The organism is Streptomyces sp. NPDC003034, assembly GCF_053591375.1.
The window spans coordinates 1-18,793 of sequence record NZ_JBSFTS010000029.1 but is presented as its reverse complement, the minus strand read 5'-3'; the positions used below and the strand labels follow the sequence as shown (position 1 = coordinate 18,793).

The following is an 18,793-nucleotide window of genomic DNA, read 5'->3' as shown; positions in this document are numbered from 1 at the left end:
CCGCAGTCTGTCAGGCCGGTACGCGCTCTTCGCGGGCCGGGGAGCAGCTGTGCATCGGCATCTCGGTCAGGCCGGGGAAGTAGACGTGCAGGCTGACCGCTCCGTCGAGGGTGTCGTTGACCACCTCGTGGGCGTAACCGGGGGCGAAGACGCGCTGGGAGCCGGCGCCCAGGGCGAGCCGTCCGCGCGCGGTGTGCTCGGTCAGCTCGCCGTGGAGCACGGTGAGCACGCCGGAGGAGTCGCCGTGGCCGTGGCGGCCGCTGCCCTGGCCCGGGACCCAGCTGAGCAGCCAGACCTCGTAACCGGGGCCGGTGCGCAGCCGGTGGTACCAGCGGGTGGTGGCGTCGTACTGGACCAGGTGCTCCCACGCGGCGCGGTCCTCGGCGATGGAGCGGGCGAGTCCGGCGAACTCGGCGACGGTGGCCGGGTGTTCGCGGGCGGGTTGGAGGAGGTGCTGGACGGCGAGGATGTCGCCGGCGATCTGGAGGTCGCTCTCGACGCCGACGGGAGCGGCGGTGGCGCGGTTCAGGGGGGTGGCGGCGGTGCGGTCCACGGGGGTGGCGGTGCCGTTCACGGGGGTGCTGGTGGCGCGGTTCATCGTGGGGATACCTCGACGGATGTCAGTCGTGCTGGCGGTTGCTGCGGGGGCTGGCCGGAGCTCAGCGGAGCCGGTGCTCCGCGGGCATCAACAGCTGCAACAGCAACAGCGAAGCTGGGCAGCGCACAGGAACCCACGAATGGGGGTCCGGGTGGTGGCTGCGGTCGCTGACATGGGGACAAGGAGACCGGTTCGGGGAGCGGCTGTCAACTTCACCGCCCGATGTGGGGCGCGTTTTCACCTCATCCGGTTGCCCTGCACGGAGAAAGGTTTGTGCAATCCGGGCCAGGGGATGTGCCGCTGTGGTCCCCCTCAAACCGGATCCCGCCATCGTGACCGGAATGTGATCTGCGCCGCTTCTGTGGCCGGATCGCAACCGCACCTGTGAGTGACACGTCGATGACGGGGAAGGCGGGCTTCGCGGGGCGCCCATGGCATGTGTCACGATTTTTCGCGATATGAACACTTTCTGCTTAGGCTTGGTTCCGCAGAGTGAATAAGGGGCCCAATAGCAGATCTCGGCTTGACTGGGCTGGAGCCACCCACTTGTAATTTCACTCGTGTCGTTACGTAGCGATCAGTAACGGCAAGGCACGGGGACGCACAGACAGAGCGAGGGGCGCACATGACCGAGCTGTTTCAGGAACTGCTGGTCGAGGAGGCGGACGAAGAGCTCGGATGGCAGGAGCGCGCTCTGTGCGCCCAGACCGACCCCGAGTCCTTCTTTCCCGAGAAGGGCGGCTCCACCCGCGAGGCCAAGAAGGTCTGCCTGGCCTGCGAAGTCCGCTCCGAATGCCTTGAGTACGCACTCGCCAACGACGAGCGGTTCGGCATCTGGGGCGGCCTGTCCGAGCGCGAGCGGCGCCGGCTGAAAAAGGCAGCGGTCTGAGGGGGCGCAGGAGCTCCCCGAAGAGCACCTACCGCACATCGCACGACATATCGACGGCCCGGCCGGCCGTCACCCACCGCAAGCCCGACGGCACGGTGAACAGCGCGCCGAGCACAGCCCACGGTCCGCCTCCCGCACCTTCCCCGCAGGAGGCGGACCGCCGCTGTGGCAGCCGTTAGTGTGGGGCGCTGTCCAGCAGCCTCCGAGGGCACACCACCCCCGGACCCCCGGCCGGAGGGCCCGTACCGCGATGTCCCTGCACAGCCAGTCGACGGCCTCCCACGAGGCTGCCGCCACCCCCCAGTTCCCCCGGCACGTCGTCACCGCGGTCCTCGTCGCCCACGACGGCGCCCGCTGGCTGCCCCGGACGCTCGCCGGCCTCCTCGGCCAGGAACGCCCCGCGCAGAACCACATCGCCGCCGACACCGGCAGCGCCGACGAGTCCGCGCGCCTGCTCACCGAGGCACTCGGCGACGACCGCGTCCTCCACCTCGCGCGCCGCACCGGCTTCGGCGCCGCCGTCGACGAAGGCGTCCGCACCGCCGGCACCCTCACCCCCGAGGACCTCCCGTACCTCAAGCGCCCCAGCGGCTGGGACCCCGTCAGCCGCACCTGGCGCGACGACGCCTACGACCTCCCCGACCTCCCCCACGGCGAACCCGTCCAGTGGCTCTGGCTCCTCCACGACGACAGCGCCCCCGAACCGGACGCCCTGACCGAACTGCTGCGCGTCGCCGACGAGAACCCCGACGCCGCCGTCATCGGCCCCAAACTGCGCGGCTGGTACGACAAGAAGCAGCTCCTCGAAGCCGGCGTCACCATCGCCCGCAGCGGCCGCCGCTGGACCGGGCTCGACCGCCGCGAACAGGACCAGGGCCAGCACGACCAGGTCAGACCCGTCCTGTCCGTCTCCACCGCCGGCATGCTCGTCCGCCGCGACGTCTACGACGCCCTCGGCGGCTTCGACCGGCGCCTGCCCCTCATGCGCGACGACGTCGACCTCTGCTGGCGCGCCCAGAGCGCCGGGCACACCGTCCTCGTCGCCCCCGACGCCGTGCTGCGCCACGCCGAGGCCGCCGCCCGCGAACGCCGCACCGTCGACTGCGCCGGACGTACGACGGCCAGCCCGCACCGCGTCGACAAGGCCGGCGCCGTCTACACGATGCTCGCCAACAGCTCCGGCCGCGCCCTGCCCTACGTGCTGCTGCGCGTGCTGGCCGGCACCCTGCTCCGCACGCTGGCCTACCTCATCGGCAAGGCCCCCGGCCAGGCCGTCGACGAGATCACCGGCCTCCTGGCGACCCTGCTGCGCCCCGGCCGCATCCTCGCCGCCCGCAAGGCCCGCCGACGCCCCGCCGTCCCGGCCGCGGAACTGCGCCCGCTCTTCCCGCCGCCCGGCGCCTCCCTGCGCGCCAACGCCGAACAGCTCGCCGGATACTTCGGCGGCGACCGCGACACCGAAACGGCCGCCGCCGGCCGCCACGGCGGCGGCATCCTCGCCGCGCCCGGCGAGGACGGCGACTACCTGGAGACCGAGCGCTTCGCACGCCTCAGGCGGATCGCCCGCAACCCCGCCCCCCTCCTCTTCGCCCTCCTCCTGCTCGTCTCCCTCGTCGCCTGCCGCGGCCTGCTCGCAGGCGGCTCCCTCATGGGCGGCGCCCTGCTCCCCGCCCCCGACAGCGGCCTCGACCTCTGGCGCGCCTACACCGACACCTGGCAGCCCGTGGGCACCGGCTCCACCGCGGACGCACCCCCCTACCTCGCCGTGCTCGGCGCCCTCGCCACCCTCCTCTTCGGCTCCACCCAGGCGGCCCTGACCCTGCTGCTCGTCGGAGCCGTACCGCTCGCCGGAATCACCGCCTACTTCGCCTCCCGGCCGCTGGTCACCTCCCGGCTGCTGCGCGCCTGGGCCGCCCTCGCCTACGCCTTCCTCCCCGCCGTGACCGGAGCCCTCGCCGGCGGCCACCTCGGCACCGCGGTCCTCGCCGTCCTGCTGCCGCTCATCGCCCGCTCCGCCGTCGCCGCCTTCTCCCTCGGCGGTGAGCCCGACGGCCCGCAGGCCGCCCGGGGCGGCTGGCGCGCGGTGTGGACGTACACCCTCCTGCTGACGCTGGCCACCGCCTTCACGCCCGTCGCCTGGCCGCTGGCCGCCGTACTCGGGACCGCCGCGCTCGCCCGGCGCCTCGCCCGCTCCAAGACGCGGTGGAAGGCGTACGGCCTGCGGCTGCTCGCCACCCTCGCCGTCCCGCTGATCGCCCTCGCCCCCTGGTCGCTGGGCCTGCTCACGCACCCCGGCCGCCTCCTCGGCGAAGCCGGACTGCCCTACGGAGCCGGCTCCGCCGGCGCCCTCGACCTCCTCGGCATCAGCCCGGGCGGTCCCGGCGCCGCAGCCGGACCGCTGCTCGCGGGCATCGTCCTGGCCGCCCTGGCCGCCCTGCTGCGCACCGACCGGCAGGCCGCCGTCCGTACCGCCTGGGCCGCAGCCCTGACCGGGCTGCTCTTCGCCGTCCTCCTCAACCGCACCGCCTGGGCCGGCCCCGCCGTCCTCGTCTACGGCCTGGCCCTGCTCACGGCCGCCGCGCTGGGCGCGGACGGCGCCCGCGAGCGGGTCGCCGCCCGCAGCTTCGGCTGGCGCCAGCCGCTCGCCGCGCTCATCGCGTTCGCCGCCGTCGCCGGCCCGGTGCTCGTCGCCGCCGGCTGGATGCTCGGCGGCGCCGACGGCCCGCTGGAGCGGCGGGATCCCGTCCAGGTCCCGGCCTTCGTCGCCGAAGCCGGCGGGGACGACAACCAGACCCGCACCCTCATCCTGGACGTCGCCTCGCCCGCCGCCGTCTCCTACAGCCTCGTCCGCGGCTCCGGCGGCCGCCTCGGCGCCGCGGAGGTCGCCGCCGCCACCGGCGGCGACCCCCGGCTCGACAAGGTCGTCTCCAACCTGGTCGCCGGATCCGGCGCCGACCAGTCCAGCCAGCTCAGCGCCTACGCCATCCGCTTCGTGCTCTTCCGGCCCGGCGGCCACGACGAGATCCGCCGCGTCCTCGACGCCACCCCAGGCCTGAGCCGGCGCCACCAGCAGGACGGCACCGCGCTGTGGGGCGTCGAGCCCTGGCTGCCGCGCGCCGTCATCGTCTCCGGCCGGCAGGGCGAGGCCCCGATCCCCGTCGCCTCCGGCCCCGTCGAGGCCCACGGGGACATCCCCGCCGGTGAGGAAGGCCGCGTACTGCGCCTCGCCGACCGGGCGGCCCCCGGCTGGCAGGCCACCCTCGACGGCGAGCCCCTCAAGCCGAAGACCCTGGACGGCTGGGCGCAGGGCTTCGAACTGCCCGCCGCCGGCGGCCGCCTCGACCTCGTCCACGAGAACTCCCTCCCCCGGACCGCCTGGCACTGGGCGCAGGGCCTGCTCGCCCTGGTGCTCCTGGTGATGGCCCTGCCGGGCCGCCGGGCACGGCTCGACGACGACCTGCCGGAGGAGGAGGCCGCGCCGGCCGCCGCCGGTGACCTGCCCGGACCGGGTGAGGCCGGCGAGGGCCGCCGCGCCCGCCGGCTGCGCGCGGCGGCCGAGCCGCCCGTACCGCCCTCGCCCGCCGAAGCCGCCGCGGCCGCCGACCCGTACGCACAGATCCCCGCCCAGCCGGCGTACGGGCAGGGCACGTACGCGTACCCGGCGTACGCGGAGCAGGACGGCTACGCCTACGGCCCGCAGCAGCCGCAGCAGCACCCCGAGCAGCCCCCGCAGCAGCCGTACGAGGCGGCGCCGCGCTACGAGCAGCACCCGTACCCGCAGCAGGGCTACGACGCTCCCCAGCCGCCGCATCAGCCGGTCCAGCAGCCGGCCGAGCACCCGGACCAGCAGCCGTACCCCTACCCGTACGAGCAGTACGACACCTACGGACAGCACGACCCGCGTCCGGACGGGAGCCCCCAGCAGTGAAGCAGCGCGCACCCCTGACGCTGGCGGCCGTGACCGCGGCGCTGGCCGCCCTCACCGGCATCGCCCACCTCACCGCACCCCCCGCCGCCCCCGCCGGGAAGGCCGCCGAGGGCAAGGCGGCGGCCGCCGCCCGGATGCCGGTGGAGCGGTCCCTGCTGGTGTGCCCGGCGCCCAGCACCTCCGAGATCGCGGAGACCACGTACGCCTCCTTCACCCCCGGCCAGGCCGCCGCGGACGGCAAGGGCTCCGCCCGCCTGCTCGGCGCCACCAAGGACGCCAAGGCGGTGCTGGAGCTCAAGGAGCCCGGCAAGCCGGGCGCGGCCACCGCCAACGGCGCCGACGCGCCCGCGCTGACGGGCACCGCCGACGGGGCCCTCGCCCCCGGCTGGACCGCACAGCAGACCACCAAGGTCGCGGTCGGCCGCTCGCGCGGCGTCCTCGGCGTCGGCTGCACGGCGCCGGGCACCGACTTCTGGTTCCCCGGGGTGAGCACCGCCAAGGGGCGCGAGGACTACGTCCACCTCACCAACCCGGACGACACCGCCGCCGTCGTCGACGTCAAGCTCTTCGGCCCGGACGGCGTGGTCAAGGCCGACCAGGGCACCAGCGAGAACATCCGCGTCGACCCCCGCTCCACCAAGGCGGTCCTGCTGTCCTCGCTCGCCCCGGGGGCCCAGCTCGCGGACGCCACCGCCCATGTGACGACCCGTGCGGGCAGGGTCGGGGCCTCCGTACAGGTCGCCGAGGAGGGCGTGGGCGCCGACTGGCTGCCCGCCTCCACCGACCCGGCGGGCTCGCTGGTGCTGCCGGGGATCCCGGCCGACGCCACCTCCGTCCGGCTGGTCCTCTTCGCGCCCGGCGACGACGACGCCGGCCTCAAGCTCCGCCTGGCCGCGCCGGGCGGCGCCATCTCGCCCGCGGGCAGTGAGGAGCTGCACGCCAAGGCCGGCATGACGGCGGGCGTGGACCTCAAGGACGTGACCCGGGGCGAGGCCGGCTCGCTGCTGCTGACCCCGGCGGACGAGAAGAAGGCCGCCCCGGTGGTCGCGGCGGTACGGGTGGTGCGCGGCAGCGGCGCCAAGCAGGAGCTGGGCTTCGTCCCGGCGACCGGGCCGGTGGGGGCGCGGGCGAGCGTCGTCGGCAACCGGGCCGAGGAGAACGCGACCGTGCTGTCGCTGACGGCGCCGGGCGGGTCGGACGCGAAGGTCAAGGTGACGGCCTCGCCGGGCACCGAGGGCGGAGAGGCGGCGTCGCAGGAGGTGACCGTCAAGGCGGGTACGACGCAGACGGTGGCCGTGGCCCCGGCGGGCGGGAAGGGCACCTACGCCTTGACCGTCGAGACCCTCTCGGGCGGCCCGGTCCACGCGGCCCGCACCCTCTCGCTGCCGCACGAGGGCATCGCGATGTTCACCGTCCAGCCGTTGTCGGACGACCGCTCCACGGTCTCCGTCCCGCGCGCCACGGAGGACCTGACGGTCCTGACCAGGTAGCACGGAGGCGGGTGACCGCCGGACCGGATGAGCGCCGCCTGAGGTGTGGGCCGGACCGGGTGACCGCGGGCTGACGGGTCGGCCGGCTGCCGTGTCGCCCGGACCGACGACGGCGGAGGCCGGTGACTTCCGGATCGCCGGGACCGCCGGGCCCCGCGACGGCCGGGCCCCGTGACGGCCGGGCCCCGTGACGGCCGGGCCCCGTGACGGCCGGGCCCCGTGACGGCCGGGCCCCGCGACCGCCGGGCCCCGCGACGGCCGGGCCCCGTGACCCCGGGACCGGCCGCCGCCGGAACCCGTCGGTCCGGTGTGCCGGGCGGTCCGGTGGTCCCGGCGGTCCGGTGCTGCCCTGCGGCCCGACCGCGGTCGCGGCCGGGTCAGTCCTGGCCGTACCGCGGGTCCACCGTCTCCGGCGAGAGGCCCAGCAGCTCCGCGACCTGCTCGACCACGATCTCGTGGACGAGCATCGCCTTCTCGTCGAGGGTCTTCGTACGGATCTCCACCGGCCGCCGGAAGACCACGATCCGGGCCGGCCGGCCCGGCCGCGGCTCCGACAGCGAGCCCAGCGGCACGGCCTCGTCGTTCCAGCCGCCGTCCGGGCCGCCCGGCGGCCCCGGCACGTCACTGACCACGAACTCCACCTCGCTGAGCTGCGGCCAGCGCCGCTCCAGCCGCTCCACGGAGTCCCGTACGAGGTCGCCGAACAGCTCCGACCGGCTCGCCGACAACGGCACCTGCGGCGGCGCCACCGGTCCGCGCATCCCGCGCCCGTGCCGGTCGCGCCGGCGCGGGCGCGGCTCGGCGGGAGGCCCGGCGGGGGACCCGGCCGGGGTCTCGGAGGGGCGGGGAGGCAGGGGGCTGTCCGTCACCCCCGCAGCGTAGCCCTCGCCCCGGTCCCGTACCGGTTGCTCCGCCACGGACCCCGGCAGACCACGGCCACCGGCCGCCGACGGCGACACGGGGGAGTGACCGGGGGGAGAGTCGTCGCGGCCCGGTCAAGAGTGCGGTACCGTCCAACGTCGTGAGCCTTGTACGTCGCTGTTCTCGCACCGCGTGCGGCCGCCCTGCCGTCGCAACGCTGACGTACGTCTACGCCGATTCGACCGCAGTCCTCGGCCCGCTCGCCACCTATGCCGAACCGCACTGCTACGACCTGTGCGCGGAGCATTCGGAGCGCCTGACCGCCCCGCGCGGCTGGGAGGTCGTCCGGCTGTCCGACGGCTCCGCGCCGTCCCGCCCCAGTGGCGACGACCTCGAAGCCCTCGCCAACGCCGTACGCGAAGCCGCCCGCCCGCCGGACCGCGCGGCCCAGGTCGGCGGGGGCGGCCAAGGCGGCCCGGTGACCGGTGAGACCCGTCGCGGCCACCTGCGCGTCCTGCGCTCGCCGGACTCCTGAAACGCGGATCGTCCGAAAAGCGGTTCGCCGTACGAGGTAGGTTTGCTCCCCAGCACCGGACCTTCAGGAGGGCAGGCAGTGGCCGCAGATCTTTCGAACATCGTCAAGGCGTACGACGTACGGGGCGTCGTACCGGACGAGTGGGACGAGCCGCTGGCCGAGCTGTTCGGGGCAGCGTTCGTGGAGGTCACCGGCGCCGGCGCGATCGTGGTCGGCCACGACATGCGGCCCTCCTCCCCCGGGCTGTCGGGCGCCTTCGCCCGTGGCGCGGCGGCCCGCGGTGTGGACGTCACCCTCATCGGGCTGTGCTCCACCGACCAGCTGTACTACGCGTCCGGGTCCCTGAACCTGCCCGGCGCGATGTTCACCGCCTCGCACAACCCGGCCCGGTACAACGGCATCAAGCTGTGCCGTGCCGGCGCGGCCCCCGTGGGCCAGGACACCGGCCTCGCGCAGATCCGCGAGCTCGTGGAGAAGTGGTCCGACGAGGGCGCCCCGGCCGTCGCGGCCGACGTCGTTCCCGGCAGGATCACCGAGCAGGACACCCTCGTCGGCTACGCCGCGCACCTCAAGGGCCTGGTCGACCTCGCGGCCATCCGCCCGCTGAAGGTCGTGGTCGACGCGGGCAACGGCATGGGCGGCCACACGGTCCCCACCGTCTTCGAGGGCCTCCCCCTGGACCTCGTCCCCCTGTACTTCGAGCTCGACGGGACCTTCCCGAACCACGAGGCCAACCCGCTCGACCCGAAGAACATCGTGGACCTCCAGGCCCGCGTGCTCGCCGAGGGCGCCGACCTCGGCATCGCCTTCGACGGCGACGCCGACCGCTGCTTCATCGTGGACGAGCGCGGCGAGGGCGTCTCCCCGTCCGCGGTCACCGCCCTGGTGGCGGCCCGCGAGCTCGCCCGCAACGGCGGCACCGGCACCGTGATCCACAACCTGATCACCTCCTGGTCCGTCCCGGAGGTCGTGCGCGAGAACGGCGGCACCCCCGTCCGCACCCGCGTCGGCCACTCCTTCATCAAGGAGGAGATGGCCAAGTCCGGGGCCATCTTCGGCGGCGAGCACTCCGCGCACTACTACTTCAAGGACTTCTGGAACGCGGACACCGGCATGCTCGCCGCGCTCCACGTCCTGGCGGCCCTCGGCGCCCAGGACGGCCCCCTGTCCGCTCTGGTGGCCTCCTACGACCGCTACGCGGGCTCCGGCGAGATCAACTCGACCGTCGCCGACCAGGCGGGCCGCCTCGCCGCCGTCAAGGAGACCTACGGGGCCCGCGACGACGTCACCCTGGACGAGCTCGACGGCCTGACCGTCACGGGCGCCGACTGGTGGTTCAACGTACGGGCCTCCAACACGGAGCCCCTGCTGCGCCTGAACGTCGAGGCCCGCGACGAGGCGACCCTCGCCAAGGTCCGCGACGAGGTCCTCGGCCTGATCCGCGCCTGATTCCCCAAGTTGAGCCCCGCCGGCCACTCGGGCCGGGCAAGTTCAGCAACGCCGGCGGGCAAGTTCAGCCCCGCCGGCGTTTGAGGCGCGGGTCCGGGCAGAGCCCGGTACCCGGCGGAGCCGGGATCGCCTGGGCGGCGCCGCAGGACGGAACGGCGCCGCCGCACCGGACACCTCGGCCCGCACCGGAGGTGACTCGGCGGTACGCTGACCTCGCCCAAAACCGCATGCTCGAAGGGAAGCCCCCATGCCGCTCGAAGCCGGCCTTCTGGAGATCCTCGCCTGTCCCGCCTGCCACTCGCCCCTGAAGGACAAGTCGGCCGACGAGACCGCGCCCGAGCTGATCTGCACCGGCCAGGACTGCGGTCTGGGCTACCCGGTCCGCGACGGCATCCCGGTGCTCCTCGTGGACGAGGCCCGCCGCCCCGCCTGAGCCGGCCGCGCAGACGCTGAGACCGATTCCGCCACTTGGGTCCCTCGACACCGCCGGAGGCCGCCATGCTCGACGAGTCGCTCCTCGACGCACCGGAAGCGCTCGCCCGCGCCGACCGCCGCGGCCTGCTCCGCGGCGCCGCCGAGGCCGGGGCCAGAGTCCGCACCGCGGCCCGGCACGCCGCCGAGGCCGGCCTCGGCGACCTGCGCCCGGACGGCCGCCCCCGCGCCGTCCTCATCGCCGGTCCCGGCACCGCCGCCACCGGCGTCGCCGACCTCCTCGGCGCCCTCGCCGGAGCCTCCGCCCCGGTCATCCGGCTGCACCCCACCGGCGTCGCGCACGCCGCCGGCGCGCTGCGCTGGGGCCTGCCGGGCTGGGCGGGCCCCGTGGACCTGCTGCTCGTCGCCACCACCGACGGCACCGAGCCCGGACTGGCCCTCCTCGCCGAGCAGGCCTACCGGCGCGGCTGCACCGTCGTCGCCGTGGCCCCCGAGCGCTCACCGCTGAGCGAGGCGGTGGACGGCGCGCACGGGCTGCTCGTACCGATGGCCAAGGCCCCGTACCAGGAGTACGACGAGTCCGCCGCCGCCGGACCCGGCGCCCTGTGGGCCCTGCTGACGCCGCTGCTGGTGCTCCTCGACCGGGTCGGACTGATCACCGCCGCCCCCGGCACCCTGCAGCTCGTCGCCGACCGGCTCGACCGCACCGCCGAACGCTGCGGACCCGCGGTCGCCACGTACTCCAACCCGGCCAAGACGCTCGCCGCCGAGCTGGCCGACTCCCTCCCGCTCATCTGGAGCGAGGGCGAGGGCGCCGCCCCCGCCGGCCGCCGCTTCGCCGCCACCCTCGCCGAGCTCGCCGGGCGCCCCGCGCTCGCCGCCGTGCTCCCCGAGGCGCTCCCCGCCCACGGCGTCCTGCTGGCGGGAGCCTTCGCCGCCGGGGCCGACCCGGACGACTTCTTCCGGGACCGGGTCGAGGAGCCCCAGGCCCTGCGCGCCCGCATCGTCCTGCTGCGTGACCGGCCGACCGGCGGCCTCACCGCCGCCCCCGCCGCACGCGAACTCGCCCTCAGCCACGACACGGCCATCAGCGAGCTGGAACCTGAGGAGGGAGCCGAGCTGGAGCAGCTCGCGGAACTCCTCGCCGTCACGGACTTCGCCACCGCCTACCTCGCGCTGGCCTCGGGGGGACACAGCTGAGGCACGCACCCGTGCCCCCGATCCAGGAAGACGAGCGATGGACCGTCTGACCAATACGATCCGCCCCTACGCCTGGGGATCGACCACCGCCATCCCCGAACTCCTCGGGGTCCGGCCCACCGGTGAGCCCCAGGCCGAGATGTGGATGGGCGCCCACCCCGGCGCGCCCTCCCGCCTCGACCGCGGCGCCGGCGAGACCACCCTCGCGGACGTCATCGCCGCCGACCCCGAACGCGAGCTCGGCGCCGCCGCCGTCGCCGCGTTCGGTCCCCGGCTGCCCTTCCTCCTCAAGCTCCTCGCCGCCGGCGCCCCGCTCTCCCTCCAGGTCCACCCCGACCTGGCCCAGGCCCAGCGGGGTTTCGCGGAGGAGGAGCGCCGCGGCATCCCGATCGACGCGGCCCACCGCAACTACAAGGACCCCAACCACAAGCCCGAGATGATCTGCGCGCTCACCCCCTTCGACGCGCTGTGCGGCTTCCGGGACCCCGAGGTGTCGGCCGAACTCCTCGAAGGGCTAGCGGTCAACTCCCTCAAGCCGTACGCGGACCTGCTGCGGGCCCATCCCGTCGAGGCCGCGCTGCGCGAAGTGCTGACGGCCGTACTGAGCGCCGACCGCGAGGAGATGGCCCACACCGTCACCGAGGCCGCGGCCGCCGCCGAGCACCTCGGCGGACCGTACGAGCCGTACGCCTCCCTGGTCCACGACTACCCGGGCGACCCCGGCGTGATCGCGGCCATGCTGCTCAACCACGTCCGACTGCAGCCCGGCGAGGGGATGTTCCTCGGCGCCGGCGTCCCGCACGCCTACATCCACGGCCTCGGCGTCGAGCTGCTGGCCAACTCCGACAACGTGCTGCGCGCGGGACTCACCCGCAAACACGTGGACGTCCCGGAACTGCTGAAGGTCGTGAAGTTCGAGTCGGGCGACCCGGACGTGCTGCGCCCCGAGGGCGACGGCGAGGAGGTCTACGAGTCGCCCATCGACGAATTCCGGCTCTCCCGCTTCCTGCTCGCCCCCGGCGGCGCCCCCCGCGTACTCCCCGCCGGCACCGCGCAGATCCTGCTGTGCACGGCGGGCTCCCCGAAGGCCGGCGAACTGCCCCTGGCTCCCGGCGCATCGGTCTTCGTCCCGGCGGACGAAACGGTCGAACTATCCGGAAGCGGTACGGTCTTCCGTGCCACCATGGTGGTCTGACGTAGCGTCCGCGCCGACGGCTGCAACAATGTGCGGCCGGTAGTCAGTGGCTAGGAAGGGACACCCAGCACCATGAGCGCGTCGGGCGGTACCAAGGCGATCGTGGCGGCACTCGCCGCCAACCTCGCCATCGCTGTAGCCAAATTCGTGGCATTCCTCTTCAGCGGCTCCTCGTCGATGCTCGCCGAAAGCGTTCACTCGCTGGCGGACTCCGGAAACCAGGGGCTGCTGCTCGTCGGTGGAAAGAAGGCACAGCGCGAGGCCACGCCGCAGCATCCCTTCGGGTACGGGCGTGAGCGCTACATCTACGCCTTCCTCGTCTCCATCGTCCTCTTCACCGTCGGCGGCATGTTCGCCATCTACGAGGGCTACGAGAAGATCAACCACCCGCACGAGATCGAGCACTGGTACTGGCCGGTCGGCGTGCTCGTCTTCGCGATCATCGCGGAGACCTTCTCCTTCCGCACGGCGATCAAGGAGTCGAACCTCGTCCGCGGCAACCAGACCTGGGGCCAGTTCATCAAGCGCGCCAAGGCGCCCGAACTCCCCGTCGTCCTCCTGGAGGACCTCGGCGCACTCGTCGGCCTGATCCTGGCCCTCGCGGGCGTCAGCGTGGCGCTGGTGACCGGCGACGGCGTGTGGGACGGCATCGGCACCCTCTGCATCGGCGTGCTGCTGATCATCATCGCCATCGTGCTGGCCGTGGAGACCAAGTCCCTGCTGCTCGGCGAGGCGGCGGGCACCGACGAGGTCGAGAAGATCAAGGCCGCCGTCGTCGACGGGGACACCGTCACCCGGCTGATCCACATGCGTACGCTCCACCTGGGCCCGGAGGAGCTCCTGGTCGCGGCCAAGATCGCCGTCCGGCACGGGGACACCGCGGCCGACGTGGCGAACGCGATCAACGCCGCCGAGGACCGCATCCGCGCGGCGGTCCCCATCGCCCGCGTGATCTACCTGGAGCCGGACATCTTCAACGGCGAAACCGCCGCCGCGGCCGACACCGGCCAGACCAAGACGCTCTAGCTAGGGCGGGTCGTCCGTACGAAGGCCCCTGCGAAGGCCTCGCTCGAAAGCCCCCGCCGCGCCGTGCGCGCCGCGGGGGCTTTCGCGTCCCGGGCCCTGCTCCCGCCGGGCCGCGGGGGCTTTCGCGTCCCCGGCCCCGCTCCCGCCGGATCCGGTTCCGCGGTCGACTGGGGCAGGCTCCGCCGATCGGTGTAGATTCGTCATCAGTGTCAGGCGTCGCTGCTGATGGCGGTCGGGCGGGTCTTCACGACCGCGCCGAGGGGAGAGAGGGCCTCCGACGGACTGTGCTCGGTGCTCCGTCCACCCGCAAGCGGACGGCGCGCGGCTCAGCCGTACCCACCCTCTCCACACCATGAGGAGCAGCACCCATGGACTTCAAGGTCGCAGACCTTTCCCTCGCCGCCTTCGGCCGCAAGGAGATCACCCTCGCCGAGCACGAGATGCCGGGTCTGATGTCGATCCGCAGGGAGTACGCCGAGGCCCAGCCGCTGGCCGGCGCCCGCATCACCGGCTCCCTGCACATGACGGTCCAGACGGCGGTGCTCATCGAGACCCTCGTCGCCCTCGGCGCCGACGTCCGCTGGGCCTCCTGCAACATCTTCTCCACCCAGGACCACGCGGCCGCCGCCATCGCGGTCGGCCCGAACGGCACCCCGGAGAACCCGCAGGGCGTCCCCGTCTTCGCCTGGAAGGGCGAGACGCTGGAGGAGTACTGGTGGTGCACGGAGCAGGCGCTGACCTGGCCGAACACGCCCACCGGCGGCCCGAACATGATCCTCGACGACGGTGGTGACGCCACCCTGCTCGTCCACAAGGGCGTCGAGTTCGAGAAGGCCGGCGCGGCCCCGGACCCGTCCACGGCGGACTCCGAGGAGTACGCCCACATCCTCACCCTGCTGAACCGCACCCTCGGCGAGGCCCCGCAGAAGTGGACGCAGCTCGCGTCCGAGATCCGCGGCGTCACCGAGGAGACCACCACCGGTGTCCACCGCCTCTACGAGATGATGGACGAGGGCACGCTCCTGTTCCCGGCGATCAATGTGAACGACGCCGTCACCAAGTCGAAGTTCGACAACAAGTACGGCTGCCGCCACTCCCTGATCGACGGCATCAACCGCGCCACCGACGTGCTGATCGGCGGCAAGGTCGCGGTCGTCTGCGGTTACGGCGACGTCGGCAAGGGCTGCGCGGAGTCGCTGCGCGGCCAGGGCGCCCGCGTCATCATCACCGAGATCGACCCCATCTGCGCCCTGCAGGCGGCGATGGACGGCTACCAGGTCGCCACCCTGGACGACGTGGTGGAGACGGCGGACATCTTCATCACCACCACGGGCAACAAGGACATCATCATGGCCTCGGACATGGCCAAGATGAAGCACCAGGCGATCGTGGGCAACATCGGCCACTTCGACAACGAGATCGACATGGCCGGCCTGGCGAAGATCCCCGGCATCGTCAAGGACGAGGTCAAGCCGCAGGTCCACACCTGGAGGTTCCCCGACGGCAAGGTCCTGATCGTCCTGTCCGAGGGCCGCCTGCTGAACCTGGGCAACGCGACCGGCCACCCGTCCTTCGTCATGTCGAACTCCTTCGCCGACCAGACCCTGGCCCAGATCGAGCTCTTCACCAAGCCCGCCGAGTACCCCACCGACGTGTACGTGCTGCCGAAGCACCTGGACGAGAAGGTGGCCCGCCTCCACCTCGACGCGCTGGGCGTCAGGCTCACCACCCTGCGCCCGGAGCAGGCCGCCTACATCGGCGTCCCGGTCGAGGGCCCGTACAAGCCGGACCACTACCGCTACTGATCAGCGGCAGCCGTACGCGAAGCAGGCCCCCGGCGCACCCGCCGGGGGCCTGCCCCGTACCCGCCCCCGACCCCACCCCTCACTCCCACTCCTCGAAACGTGTGTGTGCCCCATGCCCCGCGGCCGCTACTCACTCCACGACCCGCACGACCACACCCCCCTCGGTGAGGAGCACTTCCACTGCGCCCCCGGCCCCTCCGGCTGGCGCTACGTCTCCCAGCTCACCGCCCCGAACGGCGACCAGCGCGGCTCCGTCGACCTGGCCGTCGACGAACTGGGCCGGCCCATCCGCCTCGAAGTGCACGCCGCCGGCTGGCAGGTCCGCGGCGCCGCCATCGACGGCGTCACCTGGGTGCGCACCGACCCCACCGGCGCCGAAGCCACCGAAGGCAACATCCGGGCCTCCGGCTTCACCGGCACCTCCCCGGCCTTCCTGATCGGCACGGCCCGACTGCTGCGCCTGACCCCGGGCGCCCCGGCCACCCGCGTCCGTCTCCTCGCCCTCACCGACCCGGTGCTCGCTCCCCGTACGGTCGACCAGGCCTGGGCGCTCGTCGCGCGCGCGGAGCACCCCACCGACAGCGGCCCCCTCCTGGTGGACGAATACCGGGTCAGCGCCCTCGACACCGGCGAGGTCCACACGATCCACATCGCAGGCGACGTGGTCCTCTCAGCGCCCGGCATCGAACTGGAACACCTGGAGACCCCGCCCTCCACTTTCGAGGCCGACCCCGGTCCCTCGCCCAGCTAGGCCCTGTCCGGGCGATCTCCGCGGGTCCGCGCTGCCTGGCACGGCGCCTCCCTGCGTTGTCGGAGCGCGCGAGTACGGCCGAGTACGAGCTGCGCCCCTCCGCCTTGCGATGCACCGCACCGGACAACGCGGCCTGATTCACGAAGACCGCCCGGACAGACCTAGGCGGGCGGCGCGAAGCCGCCGCGCCGGGCGGGCTGTACGGGCGCTGCCTGGGCCGCAGCCGCGGACTCGGCCTGCGGGACGCCGTACGCAGCGGGCGCGGGTGCCGCGGCCGGAGCGGAGGGGAAGGCGGAGGGCCCGGCAGGCTGTGCGCCGGGCGACTGCGCCCGGCCACCGGCCCCGAAGGCCCGGGCCGCGTCCCGCGACTGCCGCTCGTGCACCACGGCCATCAGGAACGCGGCGGCCGGCACCCCGGCCGGCGGCAGCGCCCCCGTACGCGCCACCAGATCGTCCGCGAGCTTCGCCGCCATCGCGGCGCTCACCTGCGGGTCGAGCTGGCCCATCCGCGTCAGGTACTGCCGTATCGCCAGCCACAGCCCCTCCGGGACCGCCGACAGGTCGAGCCCGGCGAACCGCCCGGCCAGCCACGGCGGCGGCGGGGGTACGGGCATGACCCGCGCCCCCGGCACCCGCTCCCGGATCACCAGCGTCCCCGCGAACACGTCCCCGAGCCGCCGCCCCCGCTCCGACGCCAGCGAGGCGATGCAGGCCACCGCCCCGAAGGTGCCCAGCAGCTCCACGACCCCCATGGCACCCCGCACCAGCGCGTGCCGGAAGCGGATCGGCCCGCCGTCGTCCCGCACCACCCGCAGCCCGCAGACGAGCTTGCCCAGCGACCGGCCGTGGGTCAGCGTCTCCACCGCGATCGGCACGCCGACGAGGACCAGCAGGAAGCTGCCCACCGCCACGGCCGCGTTGGCGGCGTCGTCCAGCGAGGCCGTCGCGTAGGCCAGCCCGACCGTGATCAGCATGTAACCGGTCAGGTACACGATCAGGTCGAGGACGATAGCCAACGCCCGGCTCGGCAGCCTCGCGGGCCGCAGCCCCAGGACGACAGCGTCCCCCGTCACCAGATCGCTCACCACAGCACCTTTCACGTGACCTGCCCCGCCCCTGCGGCATCCAGTCTGCCAAGCTGACCACATCAGGAGTAGGCAGCATCAGGGGACCTGGGGCAGGGGAGCGGCAACCGCATGGATCTCGACGTCTTCGTGACGGCCCACCGCGCGGAGTGGGACCGCCTGGAACAGCTCCTGGGCCGCGGCCGCAAGCTCACCGGGGCCGAGGCCGACGAACTCGTCGCGCTCTACCAGCGCACCTCCACCCACCTCTCGCTCATCCAGTCCAGCGCCCCCGACCCGATGCTCACGGGCCGGCTGACCCAGCTGGTCGCCCGCGCCCGTGCCACGGTGACGGGCGCCCGCCGCGCGAGCTGGCGCGACGCGGCCCTCTTCCTCACGGCCGGCTTCCCGGCCGCCGTCTACCGCAGCCGCCGCTGGTGGATACCGACCGCGCTGCTCTCCACCGCGCTGGGCGTGCTCATCGGCTGGTGGATAGCCACCCACCCCGAGGTGCAGGGAGCCATCGGCGCCCCGGAGGACCTGAAGGCCATGACGAAGCCGGGCGGCGAGTACGAGACGTACTACTCCAGCCACCCCGCGGCCTCCTTCGCGGCCCAGGTGTGGACGAACAACGCGCAGGCCGCCGCGATGTGCCTGGTCCTGGGCGCCTTCCTCGGGCTGCCCGTGCTCTGGATCCTCTTCCTCAACATGGCCAACCTGGGCGTCGGGCTCGGCCTGATGGCCTCCGCCGGGCGCCTCGACGTTTTCCTCGGCCTGATCCTCCCGCACGGCCTGCTGGAACTGACGGCGGTCTTCGTCGCCGCCGGTACGGGCCTGCGCCTGGGCTGGACGGTCATCGACCCCGGCCCCCGCACCCGCCGCACCGCCCTCGCGGAACAGGGCCGGGCTGCCCTCGGCATGGCCCTCGGCCTGGCGCTGGTGCTGTTCGTCTCGGGCCTGATCGAAGGCTTCGTCACCCCCTCCGGCCTGCCCACCTGGGCCCGCATCAGCATCGGCATCATCGCCGAGGCGGCCTTCCTGCTGTACGTCTACATCCTGGGCGGCAGGGCGTCCCGCGCGGGCGAGGTGGGCGACGTGGAGGCCGCCGACCGTACGGCCGCGCAACCCACCGCGGCCTGATGTGCGTCCCGCCCCCCTGAGCTGCTAGTCTCTCGTAGTCCCGCAGACACTGTTGACACGGAGCGAGCGGGGAGGTAGATTTTAACGGTTGAGTCGGACTGGACAAGTTCGACGACGATGGTTTAAAATCTTTCTCGCCCCCAGCAGGAATGAGATTCCAGCGGGGTGCAGTCGACTCCTCATCCAGGATTCAAAGCCGGGGAAATCCGGTGGAGAACCTCTGATAGAGTCGCAATCGCCGGAAAGGGAAACGCGAAAGCGGGAACCCGGAAAGCACCGAGGAAATCGGATCGAAAAGGTCTGATAGAGTCGGAAACGCAGAACAGCAAGAATGAAGAACGAAGCCCGGAGGAAAGCCGCAGCCGATGTGCTGAGGTGAGTACAAAGGAAGCGTCCGTTCCTTGAGAACTCAACAGCGTGCCAAAAATCA

At 73.4% G+C, this 18,793-nt stretch carries 16 protein-coding genes; 12 read left to right on the top strand and 4 right to left on the bottom strand.

The window, feature by feature from the left end; genetic code table 11:
* Positions 1 to 10: 10 nt before the first annotated feature.
* The gene (locus tag ACWDX7_RS24320) at positions 11 to 598 is read right to left on the bottom strand and encodes a cysteine dioxygenase (RefSeq protein WP_451492564.1); all 588 of its coding nucleotides are present in this window, start codon (positions 596 to 598) and stop codon (positions 11 to 13) included.
* A 625-nt stretch (positions 599 to 1,223) separates the two neighbouring features.
* On the opposite strand from ACWDX7_RS24320, the gene ACWDX7_RS24315 reads away from it, so the two are divergent.
* The 3 genes from ACWDX7_RS24315 to ACWDX7_RS24305 all read left to right on the top strand — a co-directional run bounded on the left by ACWDX7_RS24315 (position 1,224) and on the right by ACWDX7_RS24305 (position 6,905).
* A complete protein-coding gene (locus tag ACWDX7_RS24315) occupies positions 1,224 to 1,487 on the top strand; it encodes a WhiB family transcriptional regulator (protein ID WP_003983763.1) in 264 nt (87 codons plus the stop codon).
* A gap of 250 nt (positions 1,488 to 1,737) precedes the next feature.
* Positions 1,738 to 5,415, top strand: a complete 3,678-nt coding sequence (locus ACWDX7_RS24310; protein WP_451492563.1) for a glycosyltransferase family 2 protein — start codon at positions 1,738 to 1,740, stop codon at positions 5,413 to 5,415.
* A complete protein-coding gene (locus ACWDX7_RS24305) occupies positions 5,412 to 6,905 on the top strand; it encodes a DUF5719 family protein (RefSeq protein WP_451492562.1) in 1,494 nt (497 codons plus the stop codon). The genes ACWDX7_RS24310 and ACWDX7_RS24305 overlap by 4 nt, the downstream gene beginning before the upstream one ends.
* Positions 6,906 to 7,282: 377 nt before the next feature.
* Here ACWDX7_RS24305 and ACWDX7_RS24300 read toward each other — a convergent pair whose 3' ends face one another.
* The gene (locus ACWDX7_RS24300; RefSeq protein ID WP_451493362.1) at positions 7,283 to 7,774 is read right to left on the bottom strand and encodes a metallopeptidase family protein; all 492 of its coding nucleotides are present in this window, start codon (positions 7,772 to 7,774) and stop codon (positions 7,283 to 7,285) included.
* 152 nt (positions 7,775 to 7,926) lie between these two features.
* On the opposite strand from ACWDX7_RS24300, the gene ACWDX7_RS24295 reads away from it, so the two are divergent.
* The 8 genes from ACWDX7_RS24295 to ACWDX7_RS24260 all read left to right on the top strand — a co-directional run bounded on the left by ACWDX7_RS24295 (position 7,927) and on the right by ACWDX7_RS24260 (position 16,159).
* On the top strand, positions 7,927 to 8,301 hold the full coding sequence (locus ACWDX7_RS24295; RefSeq protein WP_451493361.1) for a DUF3499 domain-containing protein: 375 nt from the start codon (positions 7,927 to 7,929) through the stop codon (positions 8,299 to 8,301).
* Positions 8,302 to 8,379: 78 nt separating this feature from the next.
* Positions 8,380 to 9,750, top strand: coding sequence for a phosphomannomutase/phosphoglucomutase (locus ACWDX7_RS24290; protein ID WP_451493360.1), 1,371 nt, complete (start codon positions 8,380 to 8,382; stop codon positions 9,748 to 9,750).
* A 247-nt stretch (positions 9,751 to 9,997) separates the two neighbouring features.
* Entirely contained in the window at positions 9,998 to 10,183 is a 186-nt protein-coding gene (locus tag ACWDX7_RS24285) for a Trm112 family protein (protein WP_451493359.1), read from the top strand.
* Between the two features lie 65 nt (positions 10,184 to 10,248).
* Complete coding sequence (locus ACWDX7_RS24280; protein WP_451493358.1) at positions 10,249 to 11,382, top strand: SIS domain-containing protein; 1,134 nt, start codon at positions 10,249 to 10,251, stop codon at positions 11,380 to 11,382.
* A gap of 37 nt (positions 11,383 to 11,419) precedes the next feature.
* Positions 11,420 to 12,577 carry a mannose-6-phosphate isomerase, class I gene (manA, locus tag ACWDX7_RS24275; protein ID WP_451493357.1) on the top strand — a complete coding sequence of 386 codons (1,158 nt, stop codon included), beginning with the start codon at positions 11,420 to 11,422 and terminating at the stop codon, positions 12,575 to 12,577.
* A 72-nt stretch (positions 12,578 to 12,649) separates the two neighbouring features.
* Complete coding sequence (locus ACWDX7_RS24270) at positions 12,650 to 13,603, top strand: cation diffusion facilitator family transporter (protein WP_451493356.1); 954 nt, start codon at positions 12,650 to 12,652, stop codon at positions 13,601 to 13,603.
* A 368-nt stretch (positions 13,604 to 13,971) separates the two neighbouring features.
* Positions 13,972 to 15,408, top strand: coding sequence for an adenosylhomocysteinase (gene ahcY / locus ACWDX7_RS24265; protein ID WP_451493355.1), 1,437 nt, complete (start codon positions 13,972 to 13,974; stop codon positions 15,406 to 15,408).
* Between the two features lie 112 nt (positions 15,409 to 15,520).
* Complete coding sequence (locus tag ACWDX7_RS24260) at positions 15,521 to 16,159, top strand: hypothetical protein (protein WP_451493354.1); 639 nt, start codon at positions 15,521 to 15,523, stop codon at positions 16,157 to 16,159.
* 161 nt (positions 16,160 to 16,320) lie between these two features.
* Here the strand turns inward: ACWDX7_RS24260 and ACWDX7_RS24255 are convergent, their stop codons facing one another.
* Positions 16,321 to 17,244 (bottom strand): RDD family protein, encoded by a 924-nt coding sequence (locus tag ACWDX7_RS24255; protein ID WP_451493353.1) that lies wholly within the window; start codon positions 17,242 to 17,244, stop codon positions 16,321 to 16,323.
* Between the two features lie 111 nt (positions 17,245 to 17,355).
* Here ACWDX7_RS24255 and ACWDX7_RS24250 point away from each other — a divergent pair, with 111 nt between their 5' ends.
* Positions 17,356 to 18,363: a stage II sporulation protein M gene (locus tag ACWDX7_RS24250; RefSeq protein WP_451493352.1), complete on the top strand. Its 1,008-nt coding sequence runs from the start codon at positions 17,356 to 17,358 to the stop codon at positions 18,361 to 18,363.
* A 179-nt stretch (positions 18,364 to 18,542) separates the two neighbouring features.
* Here ACWDX7_RS24250 and ACWDX7_RS24245 read toward each other — a convergent pair.
* On the bottom strand, positions 18,543 to 18,793 hold a 251-nt coding region (locus ACWDX7_RS24245), incomplete at its 5' end, for a hypothetical protein (protein WP_451493351.1).